14 protein-coding genes are annotated in these 13622 nt (G+C 53.3%); 8 read left to right on the top strand and 6 right to left on the bottom strand.

Going from position 1 to position 13622, the window contains the following annotated elements; all coding sequences use genetic code 11:
• Positions 1–20 precede the first annotated feature (20 nt).
• Positions 21–935, top strand: coding sequence for a hypothetical protein (locus J9253_RS13940; protein ID WP_210221529.1), 915 nt, complete (start codon positions 21–23; stop codon positions 933–935).
• A 59-nt stretch (positions 936–994) separates the two neighbouring features.
• Here the strand turns inward: J9253_RS13940 and J9253_RS13935 are convergent, their stop codons facing one another.
• Positions 995–1690, bottom strand: a complete 696-nt coding sequence (locus tag J9253_RS13935; RefSeq protein ID WP_210221528.1) for a hypothetical protein — start codon at positions 1688–1690, stop codon at positions 995–997.
• A 169-nt stretch (positions 1691–1859) separates the two neighbouring features.
• Here J9253_RS13935 and J9253_RS13930 point away from each other — a divergent pair, with 169 nt between their 5' ends.
• Positions 1860–2090 (top strand): hypothetical protein, encoded by a 231-nt coding sequence (locus tag J9253_RS13930; protein WP_210221527.1) that lies wholly within the window; start codon positions 1860–1862, stop codon positions 2088–2090.
• On the opposite strand, the gene J9253_RS13925 is transcribed toward J9253_RS13930, so the two are convergent.
• On the bottom strand, positions 2087–2593 hold the full coding sequence (locus tag J9253_RS13925) for an anti-sigma factor (protein WP_210221526.1): 507 nt from the start codon (positions 2591–2593) through the stop codon (positions 2087–2089). The genes J9253_RS13930 and J9253_RS13925 overlap by 4 nt on opposite strands.
• Positions 2594–2747: 154 nt before the next feature.
• Between J9253_RS13925 and ycaO the strand changes: the two genes are divergently transcribed.
• The gene (ycaO, locus tag J9253_RS13920; protein ID WP_210221525.1) at positions 2748–4481 is read left to right on the top strand and encodes a 30S ribosomal protein S12 methylthiotransferase accessory factor YcaO; all 1734 of its coding nucleotides are present in this window, start codon (positions 2748–2750) and stop codon (positions 4479–4481) included.
• A 13-nt stretch (positions 4482–4494) separates the two neighbouring features.
• On the opposite strand, the gene J9253_RS13915 is transcribed toward ycaO, so the two are convergent.
• The gene (locus J9253_RS13915) at positions 4495–4923 is read right to left on the bottom strand and encodes a CBS domain-containing protein (protein ID WP_210221524.1); all 429 of its coding nucleotides are present in this window, start codon (positions 4921–4923) and stop codon (positions 4495–4497) included.
• Positions 4924–5044: 121 nt separating this feature from the next.
• Here J9253_RS13915 and J9253_RS13910 point away from each other — a divergent pair, with 121 nt between their 5' ends.
• Genes J9253_RS13910 through J9253_RS13900 form a run of 3 tightly spaced genes read left to right on the top strand, consistent with a single transcriptional unit; the run spans position 5045 to position 8218 of the window.
• A complete protein-coding gene (locus J9253_RS13910) occupies positions 5045–7015 on the top strand; it encodes an SLC13 family permease (RefSeq protein ID WP_210221523.1) in 1971 nt (656 codons plus the stop codon).
• A 21-nt stretch (positions 7016–7036) separates the two neighbouring features.
• Positions 7037–7759 (top strand): tRNA pseudouridine(65) synthase TruC, encoded by a 723-nt coding sequence (gene truC / locus J9253_RS13905; RefSeq protein ID WP_228291388.1) that lies wholly within the window; start codon positions 7037–7039, stop codon positions 7757–7759.
• 36 nt (positions 7760–7795) lie between these two features.
• The gene (locus tag J9253_RS13900; protein WP_210221522.1) at positions 7796–8218 is read left to right on the top strand and encodes a hypothetical protein; all 423 of its coding nucleotides are present in this window, start codon (positions 7796–7798) and stop codon (positions 8216–8218) included.
• On the opposite strand, the gene J9253_RS13895 is transcribed toward J9253_RS13900, so the two are convergent.
• Positions 8187–9107: an ROK family protein gene (locus J9253_RS13895; protein ID WP_210221521.1), complete on the bottom strand. Its 921-nt coding sequence runs from the start codon at positions 9105–9107 to the stop codon at positions 8187–8189. The two genes, J9253_RS13900 and J9253_RS13895, sit on opposite strands and share 32 nt — an antisense overlap.
• A gap of 112 nt (positions 9108–9219) precedes the next feature.
• Here J9253_RS13895 and J9253_RS13890 point away from each other — a divergent pair, with 112 nt between their 5' ends.
• Together J9253_RS13890 and J9253_RS21005 are read left to right on the top strand one after the other, a co-directional pair.
• Positions 9220–10164 (top strand): sigma-54 interaction domain-containing protein, encoded by a 945-nt coding sequence (locus J9253_RS13890; protein ID WP_210221520.1) that lies wholly within the window; start codon positions 9220–9222, stop codon positions 10162–10164.
• 95 nt (positions 10165–10259) lie between these two features.
• A complete protein-coding gene (locus tag J9253_RS21005; RefSeq protein ID WP_228291387.1) occupies positions 10260–10955 on the top strand; it encodes a C40 family peptidase in 696 nt (231 codons plus the stop codon).
• 3 nt (positions 10956–10958) lie between these two features.
• On the opposite strand, the gene J9253_RS13880 is transcribed toward J9253_RS21005, so the two are convergent.
• Entirely contained in the window at positions 10959–11492 is a 534-nt protein-coding gene (locus tag J9253_RS13880; protein ID WP_210221519.1) for a copper chaperone PCu(A)C, read from the bottom strand.
• Between the two features lie 30 nt (positions 11493–11522).
• Positions 11523–13559, bottom strand: coding sequence for a TonB-dependent copper receptor (locus tag J9253_RS13875; protein ID WP_210221518.1), 2037 nt, complete (start codon positions 13557–13559; stop codon positions 11523–11525).
• Positions 13560–13622: the final 63 nt, after the last annotated feature.

Here is a 13622-nt window from a genome sequence, read left to right as displayed (position 1 = left end):
GTTTCAGGATGGCTTGCTTCATGAAAATTCGTATTTTAGTACTTTCCTTATTGGCGGCTCTGGGTGTTTCCGCTTGTGGTGGCGGCGGAAGTGGCTCAACGCTGAGCGGTTCCACTGCCAGCAATAGCTTGACACCCTATGTTGTTAGCACGACCAGTACTACCAACAGCGCTAACACGTCTGGCATCACCAATGCTGGTAGTACCGCTACGGTGCTGACAGGTGCTGGCGCTGGTAGCAGTACGGCCACGGCTAATAGCGTACTGAATGCCGAGGGTTTGTGGCAGGGGAGCACGGATAACGGCAGGTCGGTGACTGTTCTGCTTCTGAGTAGTGGTTTTTACTGGATGTTGTATTCACCCGCAGGTAGTAATGCCAGCGTGGCGGGTGTAGTGGTGGGGAATAGCCTGTCAAGCAACGGGAAAATCACCTCCAGCAATGGCAAGGATTTCAACTTTGAAACAAGCGCATTAATGCCCCTCACCTGGACTGGCAGTTATACCGCCCAGTCCAGCTTGCAGGCTTCGTTGACGTATACCGATATTCCCAGTGGCATCATTGCCCTGAATACGACGCATGACGGCCGTTATAATTTGACGCCCAGCCTTGCCGCCATCCGTGGAACATACAGCGGGACAAGCACCAGTCTGGCAAATGGTAGTCGGGATACAACATTGGTTATTTACGAAGCTGGGCAACTGAGCGGCAGCCGCACTGATGGGTGTACTTTTACCGGCAATGTTTCGCCGACAGTACGGGGCAATGCTTATAACGTTTCCATTGATTATGGCGTTAATTGCAGTGAAAGAAATAGTGGCAGAAGTACCAATAGTAAAGGCTCGGCTTATTTAAACCCAGCTAATAATCGACTGTTCAGTGTTACCTTGAATAGTTCAGTTAATGATGTGTTGTTTTTTATTGGCAACAAGCAATAAGCCATCATGGAAACGACTGTCCGTTATTTAATCGAACAGTCGTTTTCTTTTATAACGTTTTAATGCACAGGTAGGCGGGCACGTAATGCATCCCGGTCGTACCACCATTGACCTTCCGTAATGGCATCAATCACTTGCCCCAGACGCGGCAGGAATACTTTGGGGTTGAGCAGATCCAGCTTGTTCAGCCACAAATTCATGGCTTCCTGTGAATTGACGTTGCTGTGGCGTTCTGCCACTTTGGCCAGCATGGCGCTGGTGAGGAACATGACACTGTCGCGTTGTTCACCTTCCAGCCGTAAATCGGCGATGTAGTGCGCGACGGTAGCGGCTACGGCTGCGCCATCGGCTTGCGGTGGAGTCGCGTCAATCAGGTTATTGAGCATCATAATGGTTACTTGAGGGTCAATCGGGTAAGTGACCGCCAACCACAAACCGTTACCCAAAGCGGGGATAGACGCTGGCAGGTCGCAGCGGAACAGCACATCACAGCAACGCACTGCATCTTCCCATTGTTCATGGTCACGGAATATTTCAAACGATTCGCGGGTCATGCCCCACGCGGCTTCGCGCATTCCCGGCTCTTCCAGTTCCAGCATGACTTCGGCAATGGCGTATTGCACACTGGCGCGTTCCAGCGGGTTGCTGGCGGGGGTCAGTTGCATTAACTGTGCCTGGCGTTGTGCCAATTCATTTTTGAGGAGTTGACGCGAATCGTCGCTCGCGGTGAATTCAACCGGGGTGTTCTCGCTCATGGGTCATGCCTGTCTAGCTAAAATGCCTTAAGCATAATCACCTAATGGGGGGTATACAATAATTCATTGAAACATTAAGGTAAGGTTAAAGCATCGTTGGGTAGTCTGGTTATAGTTTATACTATCATGGATATTTTATTAGCACGGAGATGCTAGAGGGAGTTCAACAATGATTAACGATTTTTATAAAATAATACAGTCAACACGCGAAAACTGGATTGATGCATTAGCGTTTGTAATGGTCGCTTTTTTTTATGGCTTAAGTGTTTTGCAGTTACCTGTGCCTGAAATTGTTCAAATGTTCGGCATTTTGGCGATATTTTCGCTGGGTATGAATACTATTTTGTCTTCCAGCCAGCATTCGCCAGTCCAACCTCAAGCTTTGGTGCAGAAGTTTTAGGGTTGTACCATCAATAGAATGTTTCCATTGGCTGCATCATTGCTGGTTTGCAGCTTTAACTCAAACTTATAAGGCTCTTGTACCGTCACGGTGGTCTTGATTGGGGCAAACAGTTCTGTTTTGCCTGAGCCTTGTTGCAGGATACCGCCTGATACTGGCTCCTGATTTTCCCCCAGTGCATCATATAACCACAACTGATAAAACGTGCCTGCCTTGGGCTTGGGCAAGTCCAGCAGCCGCATGACGCCTTGCTGTTGTGTACTATTCCAGACCAAATCACCTTGCACATTTTTGACAGTGGGGTTGAGCGTGCGCAGCCAGCTACCCCCCACACTGCCAGGGTCGGTCAATAAGCTGGCACGTAATTCCCGCAGACCGTCGGGGGGGGTATCGGCCTGTGCCCCGCGTAACTGATGGGCAAATAGTGCCAAACCTGCGATGAGTAACATTACCAGTAGTATAATAATTAACCAATTTTTGATGGAATAGTCATTCCGTGACATACAAACTCCCTTTCCGCCTATTTTTATATCGGGGCTGCAACAAGTTGCCATAACAATATCCTCTGATTATAACGAATAACAAGACGCCTGTTTGTGCAGTGCGCTAAAATAGTTCACCTAAAGTTTCATGACCCACTACCAACCGAGTTCCCCCATGCAAGCACAAACCTTTATTCCGGGAAAAGACGCCGCTCTGGAAACTTCGACAGCACTGATGCAGGAAAAGTTACAAAAGCTGGGCTTTACTATCGAAGAAGCCTCGTGGCTGAACCCCGTTGCCAATGTCTGGTCGGTGCATATCCGTGACCGTGACTGCCCGATGTTGTTCACCAATGGCAAAGGCTCGTCAGCCAAGGCTGCCTTGGCGAGTGCTTTGGGCGAATACTTCGAGCGCCTCAGCACCAACTATTTCTGGGCTGATTTTTATCTGGGCAAAACCATCGCCGCCAGCAATTTTGTGCACCACCCCCAGGAAAAATGGTTTGCATTGGATGACAGCGGTAACCTGCCGGAAGGCTTGCTGGACGACGATACCTTGAGTTTTTACGACCCCGAAACCGCGCTGGATGCCAGTAAGTTGGTGGATCTAAATTCTGGTAACGAAGAGCGTGGCATTTGCACATTACCTTTCGTGCGTCAACAGGATGGCAAAACCGTGTGGTTCCCGGTCAATGTCATCGGCAACCTGTACGTCAGCAACGGTATGTCGGCGGGCAATACCAAAACGGAAGCGCGTACTCAAGCATTGTCAGAAATTTTCGAGCGCCACATCAAGTTCCGTATTATTGCTGAGGGAATCTGTCTGCCGGATGTACCGGAGGACGTTATTGCCCGTTATTCCTCGATTCAGGCAGGTATTCAGGCATTGCGCGAGGCTGGTTTTGGCATTCTGGTGAAAGATGCATCACTGGGTGGGGCATACCCGGTCATGTGTGTGACTTTGCTGAACCCGGATGATCAAGGTTGTTACGCCAGTTTCGGGGCGCATCCGCGTTTTGAAGTGGCGCTGGAGCGTGCCTTGACCGAGTTATTGCAGGGCAGGGCGCTGGATCGTTTGGCAGGTTTTTCCGAACCCAGTTTCGAGCTGGAAGATGTGGCCAGCCCGCAAAATCTGGAAACCCATTTCATTGATTCCAGCGGGCCGATCCATTGGGATTTTCTGTGGAGTGAGCCTGACCATGAATTCGTCGACTGGGATTTCAGCGGCACGACCGAAGCGGAATGCCAGTACTTGCTGGAGCGTCTCCATGCTGAAGATTTCGACGTTTACATCATGGATTACGAACATCTGGGGGTGTACGCCTGCCGGATTATTGTGCCGGAAATGTCCGAGATTTATCAGATTGAAGATCTGGAGTGGGATAACAACAGCACGGGCAATGCGGTGCGTGAAGCGATTCTGCACTTGCCAGATCTGGACGATGAGGAATGCACCGAGCTGTACGATACCATCGAGGAACTGGGGCTGGATGACCATCAGCCGGTGGCGGCATTGATCGGGCTGGCACCGGATGCGGGTTCCTTGTGGGCTGATTTGCGGGTAGGCGAGTTGAAAACCCTGTTGGCGCTGGCGATGCATGATGAAGATGCTATCCGTGAAGGTTGCCAATGGATTCGCCATTTCGAGCAGATCAGCGACGAGCGCCGCCGGGCTTACCGTTGCATCGAAGCCTTGCTGGATATGGATGATGTGGAAGGATATTCGCCCAATATCGGCTTGCTGTATGGTGCAACCGCGCTGCAACAGGCACAGGGTTTGCTGGATGGCAGCTTGCGCTTCTGGGGTATTGCTGCGCCAACGCTGGAGTTGCAGGGTTGTGAGACGCACCAAAGCCTGCTGGCGGCATACCGCAAGGTACACCCCGGTTTGACCTTGGCAAACGACTGAATTCAGGCGGCTTTCACCCCTGAATGTAGTTTTCCAGTTGGGCGATAATAAACTGTTGCTCGGAAATTACTTCCTTGACCAGATCGCCAATGGAAATCAGCCCGACCAGTTCGCCATCCTGCATCACCGGCAGGTGGCGGATGCGGCGGTCGGTCATGATGGCCATGACTTCCTGAATCGGCTGGTCAGGCTTGGTGACGATGATTTGCGTGGTCATAATGTCCCCGACGCACATTTGATCGGCATCAAGACAGGTCAGGATCACTTTGCGGGTGTAATCCTGCTCTGAAATAATGCCTTTGAGCTTGCCACCTTCCAATACCAGTAACGCGCCGACTTTTTTCTCAGCCATTACCTTGACCGCATCAATGACTGACACACTGGGGTCGGTGCTGTAAATGTCATGGCCTTTCTTGACCAGTACCTGTTTTATGGTTTTCATGGTGTTCCTCCTCAGTTTGCTTGTTCTTATTAATGTTAGTCCCTAGGTGTGTTTTTAACCTGAAATACCTTGCTAATTAGCGTAGTATGGCTCCTCATTTTATGTGCTCTGGGGAGGGACCATGCCAAATACAACCAAATCGTCGAGAACCAAAACGCTTGCAGCCTTACTGTTTCCGCTGGCGGCGGTGTTGCTTGCTTATATTGCACCGTCAGCCGGGGTTGCCTGGGTGGTTACCATCCTGATGCTGACGGTTTACCTGTTTGCGTTTGAAGTCGTCAGTGTGGATGTGGCTGCGATCGTCATCATGGTGCTGCTAGGGTTGACCACACTGCTGGCACCGATTATGGGGTTGAGTAAAGCGTTGGTTCCCTATGATCACCTGTTTGCGGGCTTTTCCAGTAATGCGGTCATGTCGATCATTGCGGTCATGATCATTGGCGCAGGGCTGGATAAAACTGGCCTGATGACCAAGGTTGCTGCTTTCATCCTGCGGATTGGCGGAACCAGAGAAAAAAGCATTATCCCGATTATTTCCGGGACGGTGGCGTTCATTTCATCCTTCATGCAGAACGTGGGGGCGGCAGCGCTGTTTTTGCCGGTGGTGAACCGTATTTCTAACCGTTCCGGCATCCCGATGTCGCGTTTGCTGATGCCGATGGGCTTCTGTGCGATTTTGGGCGGTACTGTTACCATGATTGGCTCCAGCCCGTTGATTTTGCTGAATGATTTGATTCTGACTTCCAACAAGCATTTGCCGGAAGCCTCACAATTACATACTTGGCAAATTTTTGATGTGACACCTATCGGCCTGACGCTGGTGGTGGTGGGTATCCTGTATTTCGTGGTGGCGGGGCGCTTTGTATTGCCCAATGTCGCGGCACGCACCACTGAGAAAGAAAGCACGCTGGACTACCTCAAGCGCAATTACGGTATTTCCCTCACGCTCTCGGAAATGGAATTGAAAAACAACAGCCCACTGCTGGGGCGCAAACTACTGGATGTCGAAAAAGAATTCCATGTCCGGGTTATTGCCCTGAAAGACGGCACGCAAATCCGTACTGGCGTGGATGCGCTGGATCGTGACATTGAGTTTCGTAAAGGCCAGACCCTTGGCTTGCTGACCTTGCCACAACGGGAAGAGACTTTTGTCGAAAAGGCCGGGTTGCAAAAACACTCCCGTACCCGGACTTTTGGTGATCTGCTTTCCGATAAAAGTGGCGGTATTGCCGAAGTCGTGATTCCTGCCAGCTCCAACCTGATTGGCAAATCCGCGATTGATGTGTGGCTGCGTAAGCGCTATGGCATTTCCCTGATGGGTATTTTGCGTAATGGCGAAGTGCTGAATGCAGAAGATGAAAAGGTCGAGGAAATTCGCGCAATTCCTTTTCAGGCGGGCGACATGCTGCTGGTGTATACCACTTGGCCTGCGCTGGAACGTTTGGAAAAAGACCGTGATTTTATCGTTGTGACCAATGATTTTCCGCGTGCCGAAGAAATGCGTCCTTCCAAAGTGGGTTGGGCACTGACCTTTTTTACGATTGCCCTGACGTTGGTGCTGTTTACTGATCTGAAACTGTCGGTTGCCCTGATGACGGGCGCGATTGGCATGGTGCTCGCAGGGGTGTTGAACATTGATGAAGCCTATAAAGCGGTATCGTGGAAAACGGTTTTCCTGTTGGCTAGCCTGATCCCGCTGGGTTATGCGGTGGAATCGACCGGCACAGCCAAATGGATTGCGGAAAGCGTCCTGATGGTGGTCGGGCACATGCCCATCTGGGTGATACAGGCGGCAGTCGCTGTCCTCGCTACCCTGTTTTCGCTGGTAATGTCGAATGTGGGCGCAACCGTATTGCTGGTGCCGCTGGCGGTGAACATTGCGCTTGGGGTAGGGGCGAACCCTTCGGTATTTGCGCTGATTGTGGCGCTGGCGACTTCCAACTCCTTCATTATCCCTACCCATCAGGTGAATGCCTTGATCATGGGGCCTGCGGGGTATCGCGTGCCGGACTTCATCCGGGCGGGCGGGATTATGACCTTGTTGTTCCTAGTGGTGCTGATTGTTGCCATTAACTTGTTTGGTTATGCCTAAGGTTTCAGGTGGTGTGGCAATATGGATATTTTAGAAATCCTCTACCGTGACGAATACCTTGTTGCCATTAACAAACCGTCCGGGCTGCTGGTTCACCGCAGCCTGATTGACCGCCACGAAACCCGGTTTGCCATTCAGCTTACCCGTGACCAGATCGGGCAGAAAGTTTACCCGGTACATCGTCTCGATAAGCCCACCTCCGGGGTGTTGCTGTTTGCACTCGACAGCAACACCGCCCGTTTGTTGAATGCACAATTCATTGCCGGGTTGGTGCAAAAAACTTACCTTGCGGTGGTGCGCGGGCATACTGATGCCAGTGGCATCATTGATTACCCGCTGAAAGAAGAGTTGGATAAGCTTTCTGATGCCCATGCGAATCAGGACAAGCTCGCGCAGGAAGCTATTACCCATTACCGACGGCTAGCAACGACGGAACTGCCTTATCCTGTAGGGCGTTATGCTAGCGCCCGCTATTCATTGCTGGAATTACAACCCAAAACCGGGCGTAAGCACCAGTTGCGCCGCCACATGAAGCATATTTTTCACCCGATTGTTGGTGATACTACCCACGGTGATGGCAAGCACAATAGCTTGTTCCGTGAGCAATTTGCCTGCCAGCGCCTGTTGTTGCACGCGTCCAGCCTGCACTTGACTCACCCTCATACCCATGAAGCTTTGATGCTTGAAGCAATTCCGCCAGAAGATTTTGGTGATGTGGTACGGTTATTGCTACCTCTCCAGTAACCACCAATAATTAGCGGATTACTACGAGAGAGTTCTATGGAAAGGCATTCACCACTCACCTTGGATCAGATCCTGACCCAGTTGGCTAGCGTGCTTGGGCACAAACAAACCGGCACGTTTTATATCGCCACGGATAATAATACGTCCTGCCGCTTTGCGGTTAATGCTGGCAAACTTACCCATTGCACCCATCATCGAGATCAGGGGGAAGCTGCCCTGCGTAGCTTGCTGGAGACGCAGGGCGGTTCTTGTTCGTTTTCAGAAAATCAGTTGATTCGGTTTCGTGCCGAAGCAGCGATTGAGCATCAGGCGAGTCTGGGACGTTTGGGTATTCAGCCAATCATGCCTGTTAGACCAAAAGTGTTACGTTTGCCTGTGAATACGCCCCGCCCCCAAGCGGTCGCCGCCGCACCCGTTGTGACAGGAGTTAATAACCACTTTTACCGGGGGGGGAGCTAGCACCTAGCCAAGCTGCACCACGCACGCCGCTCGAATCCCCAAACTGGGGCGCAACCAGCCGGGTGCTCACCTGATCAGAAAACACGTATTTCCCCCAGCGTTGCGGTACATTGGTATATAGCCGCTGGATATTCGACATGCCCCCGCCCAGCACGATGACATCCGGGTCGAGGATATTGATGACGTGGGCAAGGCTTTTTGCCATGCGTTCCTCGTAAGCCTGCATCAGGGCTTCAGCCTGCGTATCACCCTGTTCCGCAAGCCTCACAATGTCAGCCGATGCGCGTTTACTACCCGTTGCCAAGCGGTATTCCGCCTCAAAACCTACCCCAGAAAGCCAAGTTTCGATACAGCCCTGTTGGCCGCAATAGCACGGTTTGCCGGGTAACTCGCTCGCAGTAGGCCACGGTAATGGGTTATGCCCCCACTCCCCGGCAATGGCGTTCGCGCCCGTCAACACCTTGCCGTGTACCACGATACCCGCGCCTGTGCCTGTTCCCACAATCACCGCGAAGACGACCGCCGCCCCAGCACCCGCGCCGTCGGTAGCTTCGGACAGGGCTAAACAGTTGGCATCATTTTCGGTTTTTATTGGGCGTTGCAGCAGGTTCTCCAGATCCGTCGGCAAGGGTTTGCCATTCAACACCACCGAATTGGCGTTTTTTATCAAACCCGTGGCGGGTGAAATCGCACCGGGTGTGCCGATACCCACGGTGCAGGTTTGTCCGGCGTGCTGTTCCGCTTCATCCACCAGTTGTTTGATGGTCTGCAAAATCGCGGCGTATTGGCCTTGTGGCGTGGGTAAGCGTTTACGGAAAACCTCATGGCCTGTCTCATCCAGCAATAATACTTCGATTTTGGTTCCACCAAGGTCAATGCCAATTAACACGCGTTACCTCCTAATTTCAAAAAACCTGCGCTAAGTCATGATGAACTCTGGCAAAATAATGCTAAATTACCCGAGATTACCTTGAACATAGACGAAAATGGCAGGCGTTACTATGCAATTTGACGACATTCTCACCCGTTCCCCGCTGATGGAGGCCGTGTTGCGTTCCGCACACTTGATTGCCCAGACCGACGCCAGCGTGCTGATTACCGGCGAGTCCGGCACGGGCAAGGAATTGGTTGCCCGCGCCATGCACGCGACCAGCCCGCGCTGCAAACAAGCCTTCATTACCGTCAATTGTGCCGCACTACCAGAAACGTTGGCAGAGTCGCTGCTGTTTGGGCATCGTAAAGGCGCTTTCACCGGCGCGGATAGCCAGCACCTCGGCCTGATTGGTGCGGCAGAGGGCGGTACGCTGTTCCTCGATGAAATCGGCGAATTGCCCTTGACGCTGCAAGCCAAACTGCTGCGTTTCCTCGAATCCGGCGAAATCCTCCCCTTGGGTGAAACCCAACCGAAACGCCTGAATGTACGGGTTTTCGCCGCCACCCACCGCGACCTGTACGCGCTGGCGCAAACGGGCGCATTCCGTCAGGATTTGTTTTACCGCCTCAATATCATTCCGGTCGAATTGCCCGCGTTGCGTGAGCGTAAGGAAGACATTGAGCTGCTGGGTAAGCATTTCCTCACGCAATTCGCAGCACAGCACAAACTGCCTGTCGCGAGTCTGGCCAAAGAAGCCCGCCAACACCTGTTGCGCCATGCGTGGAAAGGCAATGTGCGTGAACTACGCAATCTGTGTGAACGCCTCAGCATCCTGCTGGCAGGTCGCGACATCGGTCTAACCAATCTGCCGTTGGAAATCCGTTCCGCCGCGCCACAATTTAGCGCAGCACCCTTCAGCCTGCCTGAAACAGGCATCAATCTGGAAGATTTGGAACGTGACTTGCTGAATCAGGCGTTGGAACGTACCCAGAACAATAAAACCCACGCTGCCCGCTTACTTGGCATCAGCCGCGATGCGCTCAATTACCGCATGAAGAAGCAAGCAGTCTAGCGTCACTTTTAGACCTCAGGTCGGAAACGCTCGGCACACTCACCCTTTCTCTGCCACACCTTGTAGGTAAGCCACAAGCTGAGGAGGAGTGAGTGATGTCCGTTAGTGATGTGTCAGTGTTGAAATATTCCGTGTTGGGTTCCGCGATGTTGACCTTGACGGGGTGTGGTTTGAACCCGCCTCGTGTGGCAGATATATTGCCTATGCAAACCATCCAGCCAGCCAAAGCTGCACCAGCCCCGATCAAACAAGCCGCTCGCGTCAAGCAAGTGCCTGTCCCTGCCAAGCCACAGCCCACCACCTTGCAGAAAGCCCCCGCTCCCGTCTCCGCCTCAATCACTGCGCCAGTGCCAGCACCATTACCTACCAAAGCCGTAGCCAGTACCACGCTTGATAAAGTGGCGTTTTGTGCGCTCAAGCAATGTGGCAAAGGTTACTGCTGGGGCGGCAATACCCCGATGAAAGGCTTTGATTGCAGCGGCCTGACCCAGTATTCCTTTGGGCAGGGCGCAAGTGTGGAGATTCCACGCACAGCAGCAGCCCAGTACAAGGTTGCCGAGAAAGTCTCTAAAAAAGAGGCCGGGCGCGGCGATCTAGTCTTCTTCAAAACACGCGGTTCACGGGTCAGCCATGTGGGGATTTATCTGGGCGCGGACAAATTCGTCCACGCCCCCCGCACCGGAAAACCCATTATGGTCAGTAAACTGAGCGGTTACTGGCAACACCGTTTGGTCGGCTTCGGACGCATTCCGGGTGCACGCCAACCCTTGCTGCCGCGCAGCGTCGTGTAAGATTTAGTGCATTTGTGGGGTGATTTCCTGAATCGGGGCATCGGTCGTAGTCGTGCTGCCGTCTTCAAAGGTTAGGGTAATCGGTGCGTTTTCACCCACCTTCATATCTTGTTTCAAGCCAATCAGCATGATGTGCAGGCCACCCGGTTTCAATTCCACTCGACCTTTGGCAGGAATGTCGATCTGCTCAACCTGACGCATTTCCATCACGCCGTTGTTGTTGGTGTGAGTGTGTAACTCTACCGTGGCAGCGACCGGGCTGGCAGCCGATTTGACGCTATGATCAACGTCAGAGCTATTCACCAGCGTCATGAACGAGGCGCTGTTAGGCTGACCCGGCGGCACGGCGCGAGCAAACGGGTTTTCAACGGTGATGCCGTCCGCTGCTTTGCTGGCACTGGCTGGCTTGGCTTCCGTGCTGGCGGCGGGGGTTGGGCTGGCTGCTTCTGGGGCTTTGTTCTCGGCAGTTTTTTCGCCGCAAGCGACCAACAGGGAAATCAGGGCGCTTAACACCGCGATACGGTAAACAGGTTTCATGGTTATATCCTTTCTTGAAGCAAATCTTAATCAGAATTCGGTTTCGAGTTTCAGCCAGGCGCTGCGCCCCGCTTCGTTGACACGCTCAATCGTACCACCCAAGTCCAGATTACGGCGACTGACGTGCTCGGAATAGGTTTTATCGAGCAGATTATCCACTCCAAAGCGTGCTTTCGTCGATTTGTTGAGGCTATAACGCCCGTAAGCATCCACCACGCCGTAACCCGCGCTGTCGCCGACTTCGGTGGCGCCGATCATGGCGGTATCAATGCGGTCTTGCCCGGCCGCGAAGCGTACCCGTGTGCCGCCGCTCCATTTGCCGCCGTTGTAATCCAGTTGCAGTTTGCCGTTGACAGGAGGCGTTTGCGCAATCGGGCGGTCATCCGTGGTATTGGTGCGCTTGACGTAGGCGACATCGCCGGAAAGCCGTAGTTTCTGGGTCAACTTGGTTTCTGCCCCCCATTCCGCGCCGAGCAGTTCGGCATCAACGTTACGGTAAATCTGTGCGCCCGTTTGTGCGCCGCTGGTTACTTTGTCACGCAAGATGTAATCGTCTACCTTGTCGGCGAAAACCGTGCCTGTCCAGCGGATATTGCCGCGTTGCTGGCTGAGGCCAAGGTCAAGCTGGTTGTGCTTTTCCGGTTTGATGTCAGGGTTGCCGACCCAGCGATCGGCGGCGGTTGCGCCCCATTTGTTGATGAAGCGTTCGGTTTCATCGGCCGTGCGCATGCTGCGGCTTGCCCCGGCAAACGCGGTGGTGGTGGCATTGAGGGATTTTTCGTAACGCAGCAAGCCACCCACATGGGTTTCTTCCTTGTCCGTCGCGCCGTAGCCGTAAATGGCGGTGTAATTCTGGTTGGCGGTGCGCCCACCTGCGACGGTGCTGGCTTTGGAGGCTGCTGCTTTTACCTGATCAACCCGCACACCGTATTTTAGTTTGTCCGCAGTGCCAAGCGGGGTTTCCGCTTCGGCGAAAACGCCGGTCTGGTCGGTGGTTGCGCCCGGCCACATCAGGCCAGTTACTGTGCCGCCCATCGACATGTTTTTCATCGTGGCATTACGGTCGCGGTTTTGCACGTTCACGCCATAGGTAACGTCGGTTTTGCCGAGGGTTGATTTTAGCGCTAGTTTGCCGCCGGTGGTGTCGGAGGTGGTGGGAACGGCCATTTTTGTGCCGGTTTGGGTGCGCAGGCTGTAATTGTCCATCAGGTGGTCAATTTCGCTGAGGTAAACTTCCGCCTCCACGCTGTTGATCTTGCCGTCGAGCTTGTCCTGATATTTGAGGCGCTGGATGGAGCCGGATTCTTCCGGGCTGTCCATGCTGGCGCCGGGGTAAAGGGCGTCGGAAAAGTCATTGTTTTCGTAGCTGTATTCCAGCAGGCGCTCGGGGGTGGGGGTTGCGCCGAGTACGATGCCTTGTTGCTGGTGTTTGTAGGAGGAGCGTACTTCGTTGCCATCGCCGTCTTCGTAATTGCTTGCTTCGCGATCCTGTGTGAAAACACGCGCATAGCCTTTCGTGAAGGCTTTGGTGACATCGGCGGAAACGTCGTGTTTGACACCATTACTCATGGTGGTGGCGGAGGCTTTGCCACTCCAGCCGCCGTCCGGGTCAAGGATGCTGCGGGTATCGCGCTCGAACAGTACCGTGCCGCCACTGCCGCCAGAACCGTGTTGCAGGGTTTGCACGCCTTTTTCCACAGTGACTTTTTCGTAGGTTTCCAGTGCTGCCCAACTCGCGGGTGGGTCCATGCGATTGGGGCAGCCGCCGTGGACGTAAGCACCGTCCAGCAACACATTCAACTGGGTTTGGGATTGCCCGCGAATAATCGGTTCCAGCCCGCGCCCGCCAAACCGGCTAGCGGATACGCCGTTCAATTGCTTGAGGAAATCGCCACCATCCGCAGGTAACACCGCGCTGCGTTCCGCTGACAATGGCGCGGCTTCGTTGGGGGAGGGGGCTTTTTTGGTGGATTTGATGTCAATGACCAAGGTGTCTTCGGCATTCGCCACCGCGCTTAACATCAGTAGGGAACTCAGGAGTGTCAAACGGGCAAGGGTGTGTTGCATGGCTAAACCTTTCAAAATCTGTTACTTGGTTAACGGATAGCAAGTAAAGTGCCAATGCTTAAA

It is taken from the genome of Thiothrix litoralis (genome assembly GCF_017901135.1).
Classification (GTDB): Bacteria; Pseudomonadota; Gammaproteobacteria; order Thiotrichales; family Thiotrichaceae; genus Thiothrix; species Thiothrix litoralis.
Note: the sequence above shows the minus strand (reverse complement) of the source record. Positions and strands in the feature narration are given on the sequence as shown.

Excerpts from the sequence above, each read along its gene's own strand:
- J9253_RS13915 (WP_210221524.1), bottom strand. The coding sequence starts at position 4,923 with ATGAAAACCATAAAACAGGTACTGGTCAAGAAAGGCCATGACATTTAC.
- J9253_RS13930 (WP_210221527.1), top strand. The coding sequence starts at position 1,860 with ATGATTAACGATTTTTATAAAATAATACAGTCAACACGCGAAAACTGG.
- ycaO (WP_210221525.1), top strand. The coding sequence starts at position 2,748 with ATGCAAGCACAAACCTTTATTCCGGGAAAAGACGCCGCTCTGGAAACT.
- J9253_RS13940 (WP_210221529.1), top strand. The coding sequence starts at position 21 with ATGAAAATTCGTATTTTAGTACTTTCCTTATTGGCGGCTCTGGGTGTT.
- J9253_RS13880 (WP_210221519.1), bottom strand. The coding sequence starts at position 11,492 with ATGAAACCTGTTTACCGTATCGCGGTGTTAAGCGCCCTGATTTCCCTG.
- J9253_RS13910 (WP_210221523.1), top strand. The coding sequence starts at position 5,045 with ATGCCAAATACAACCAAATCGTCGAGAACCAAAACGCTTGCAGCCTTA.
- J9253_RS13900 (WP_210221522.1), top strand. The coding sequence starts at position 7,796 with ATGGAAAGGCATTCACCACTCACCTTGGATCAGATCCTGACCCAGTTG.
- J9253_RS13875 (WP_210221518.1), bottom strand. The coding sequence starts at position 13,559 with ATGCAACACACCCTTGCCCGTTTGACACTCCTGAGTTCCCTACTGATG.
- J9253_RS13935 (WP_210221528.1), bottom strand. The coding sequence starts at position 1,690 with ATGAGCGAGAACACCCCGGTTGAATTCACCGCGAGCGACGATTCGCGT.
- J9253_RS13925 (WP_210221526.1), bottom strand. The coding sequence starts at position 2,593 with ATGTCACGGAATGACTATTCCATCAAAAATTGGTTAATTATTATACTA.
- J9253_RS13890 (WP_210221520.1), top strand. The coding sequence starts at position 9,220 with ATGCAATTTGACGACATTCTCACCCGTTCCCCGCTGATGGAGGCCGTG.
- truC (WP_228291388.1), top strand. The coding sequence starts at position 7,037 with ATGGATATTTTAGAAATCCTCTACCGTGACGAATACCTTGTTGCCATT.
- J9253_RS21005 (WP_228291387.1), top strand. The coding sequence starts at position 10,260 with ATGTCCGTTAGTGATGTGTCAGTGTTGAAATATTCCGTGTTGGGTTCC.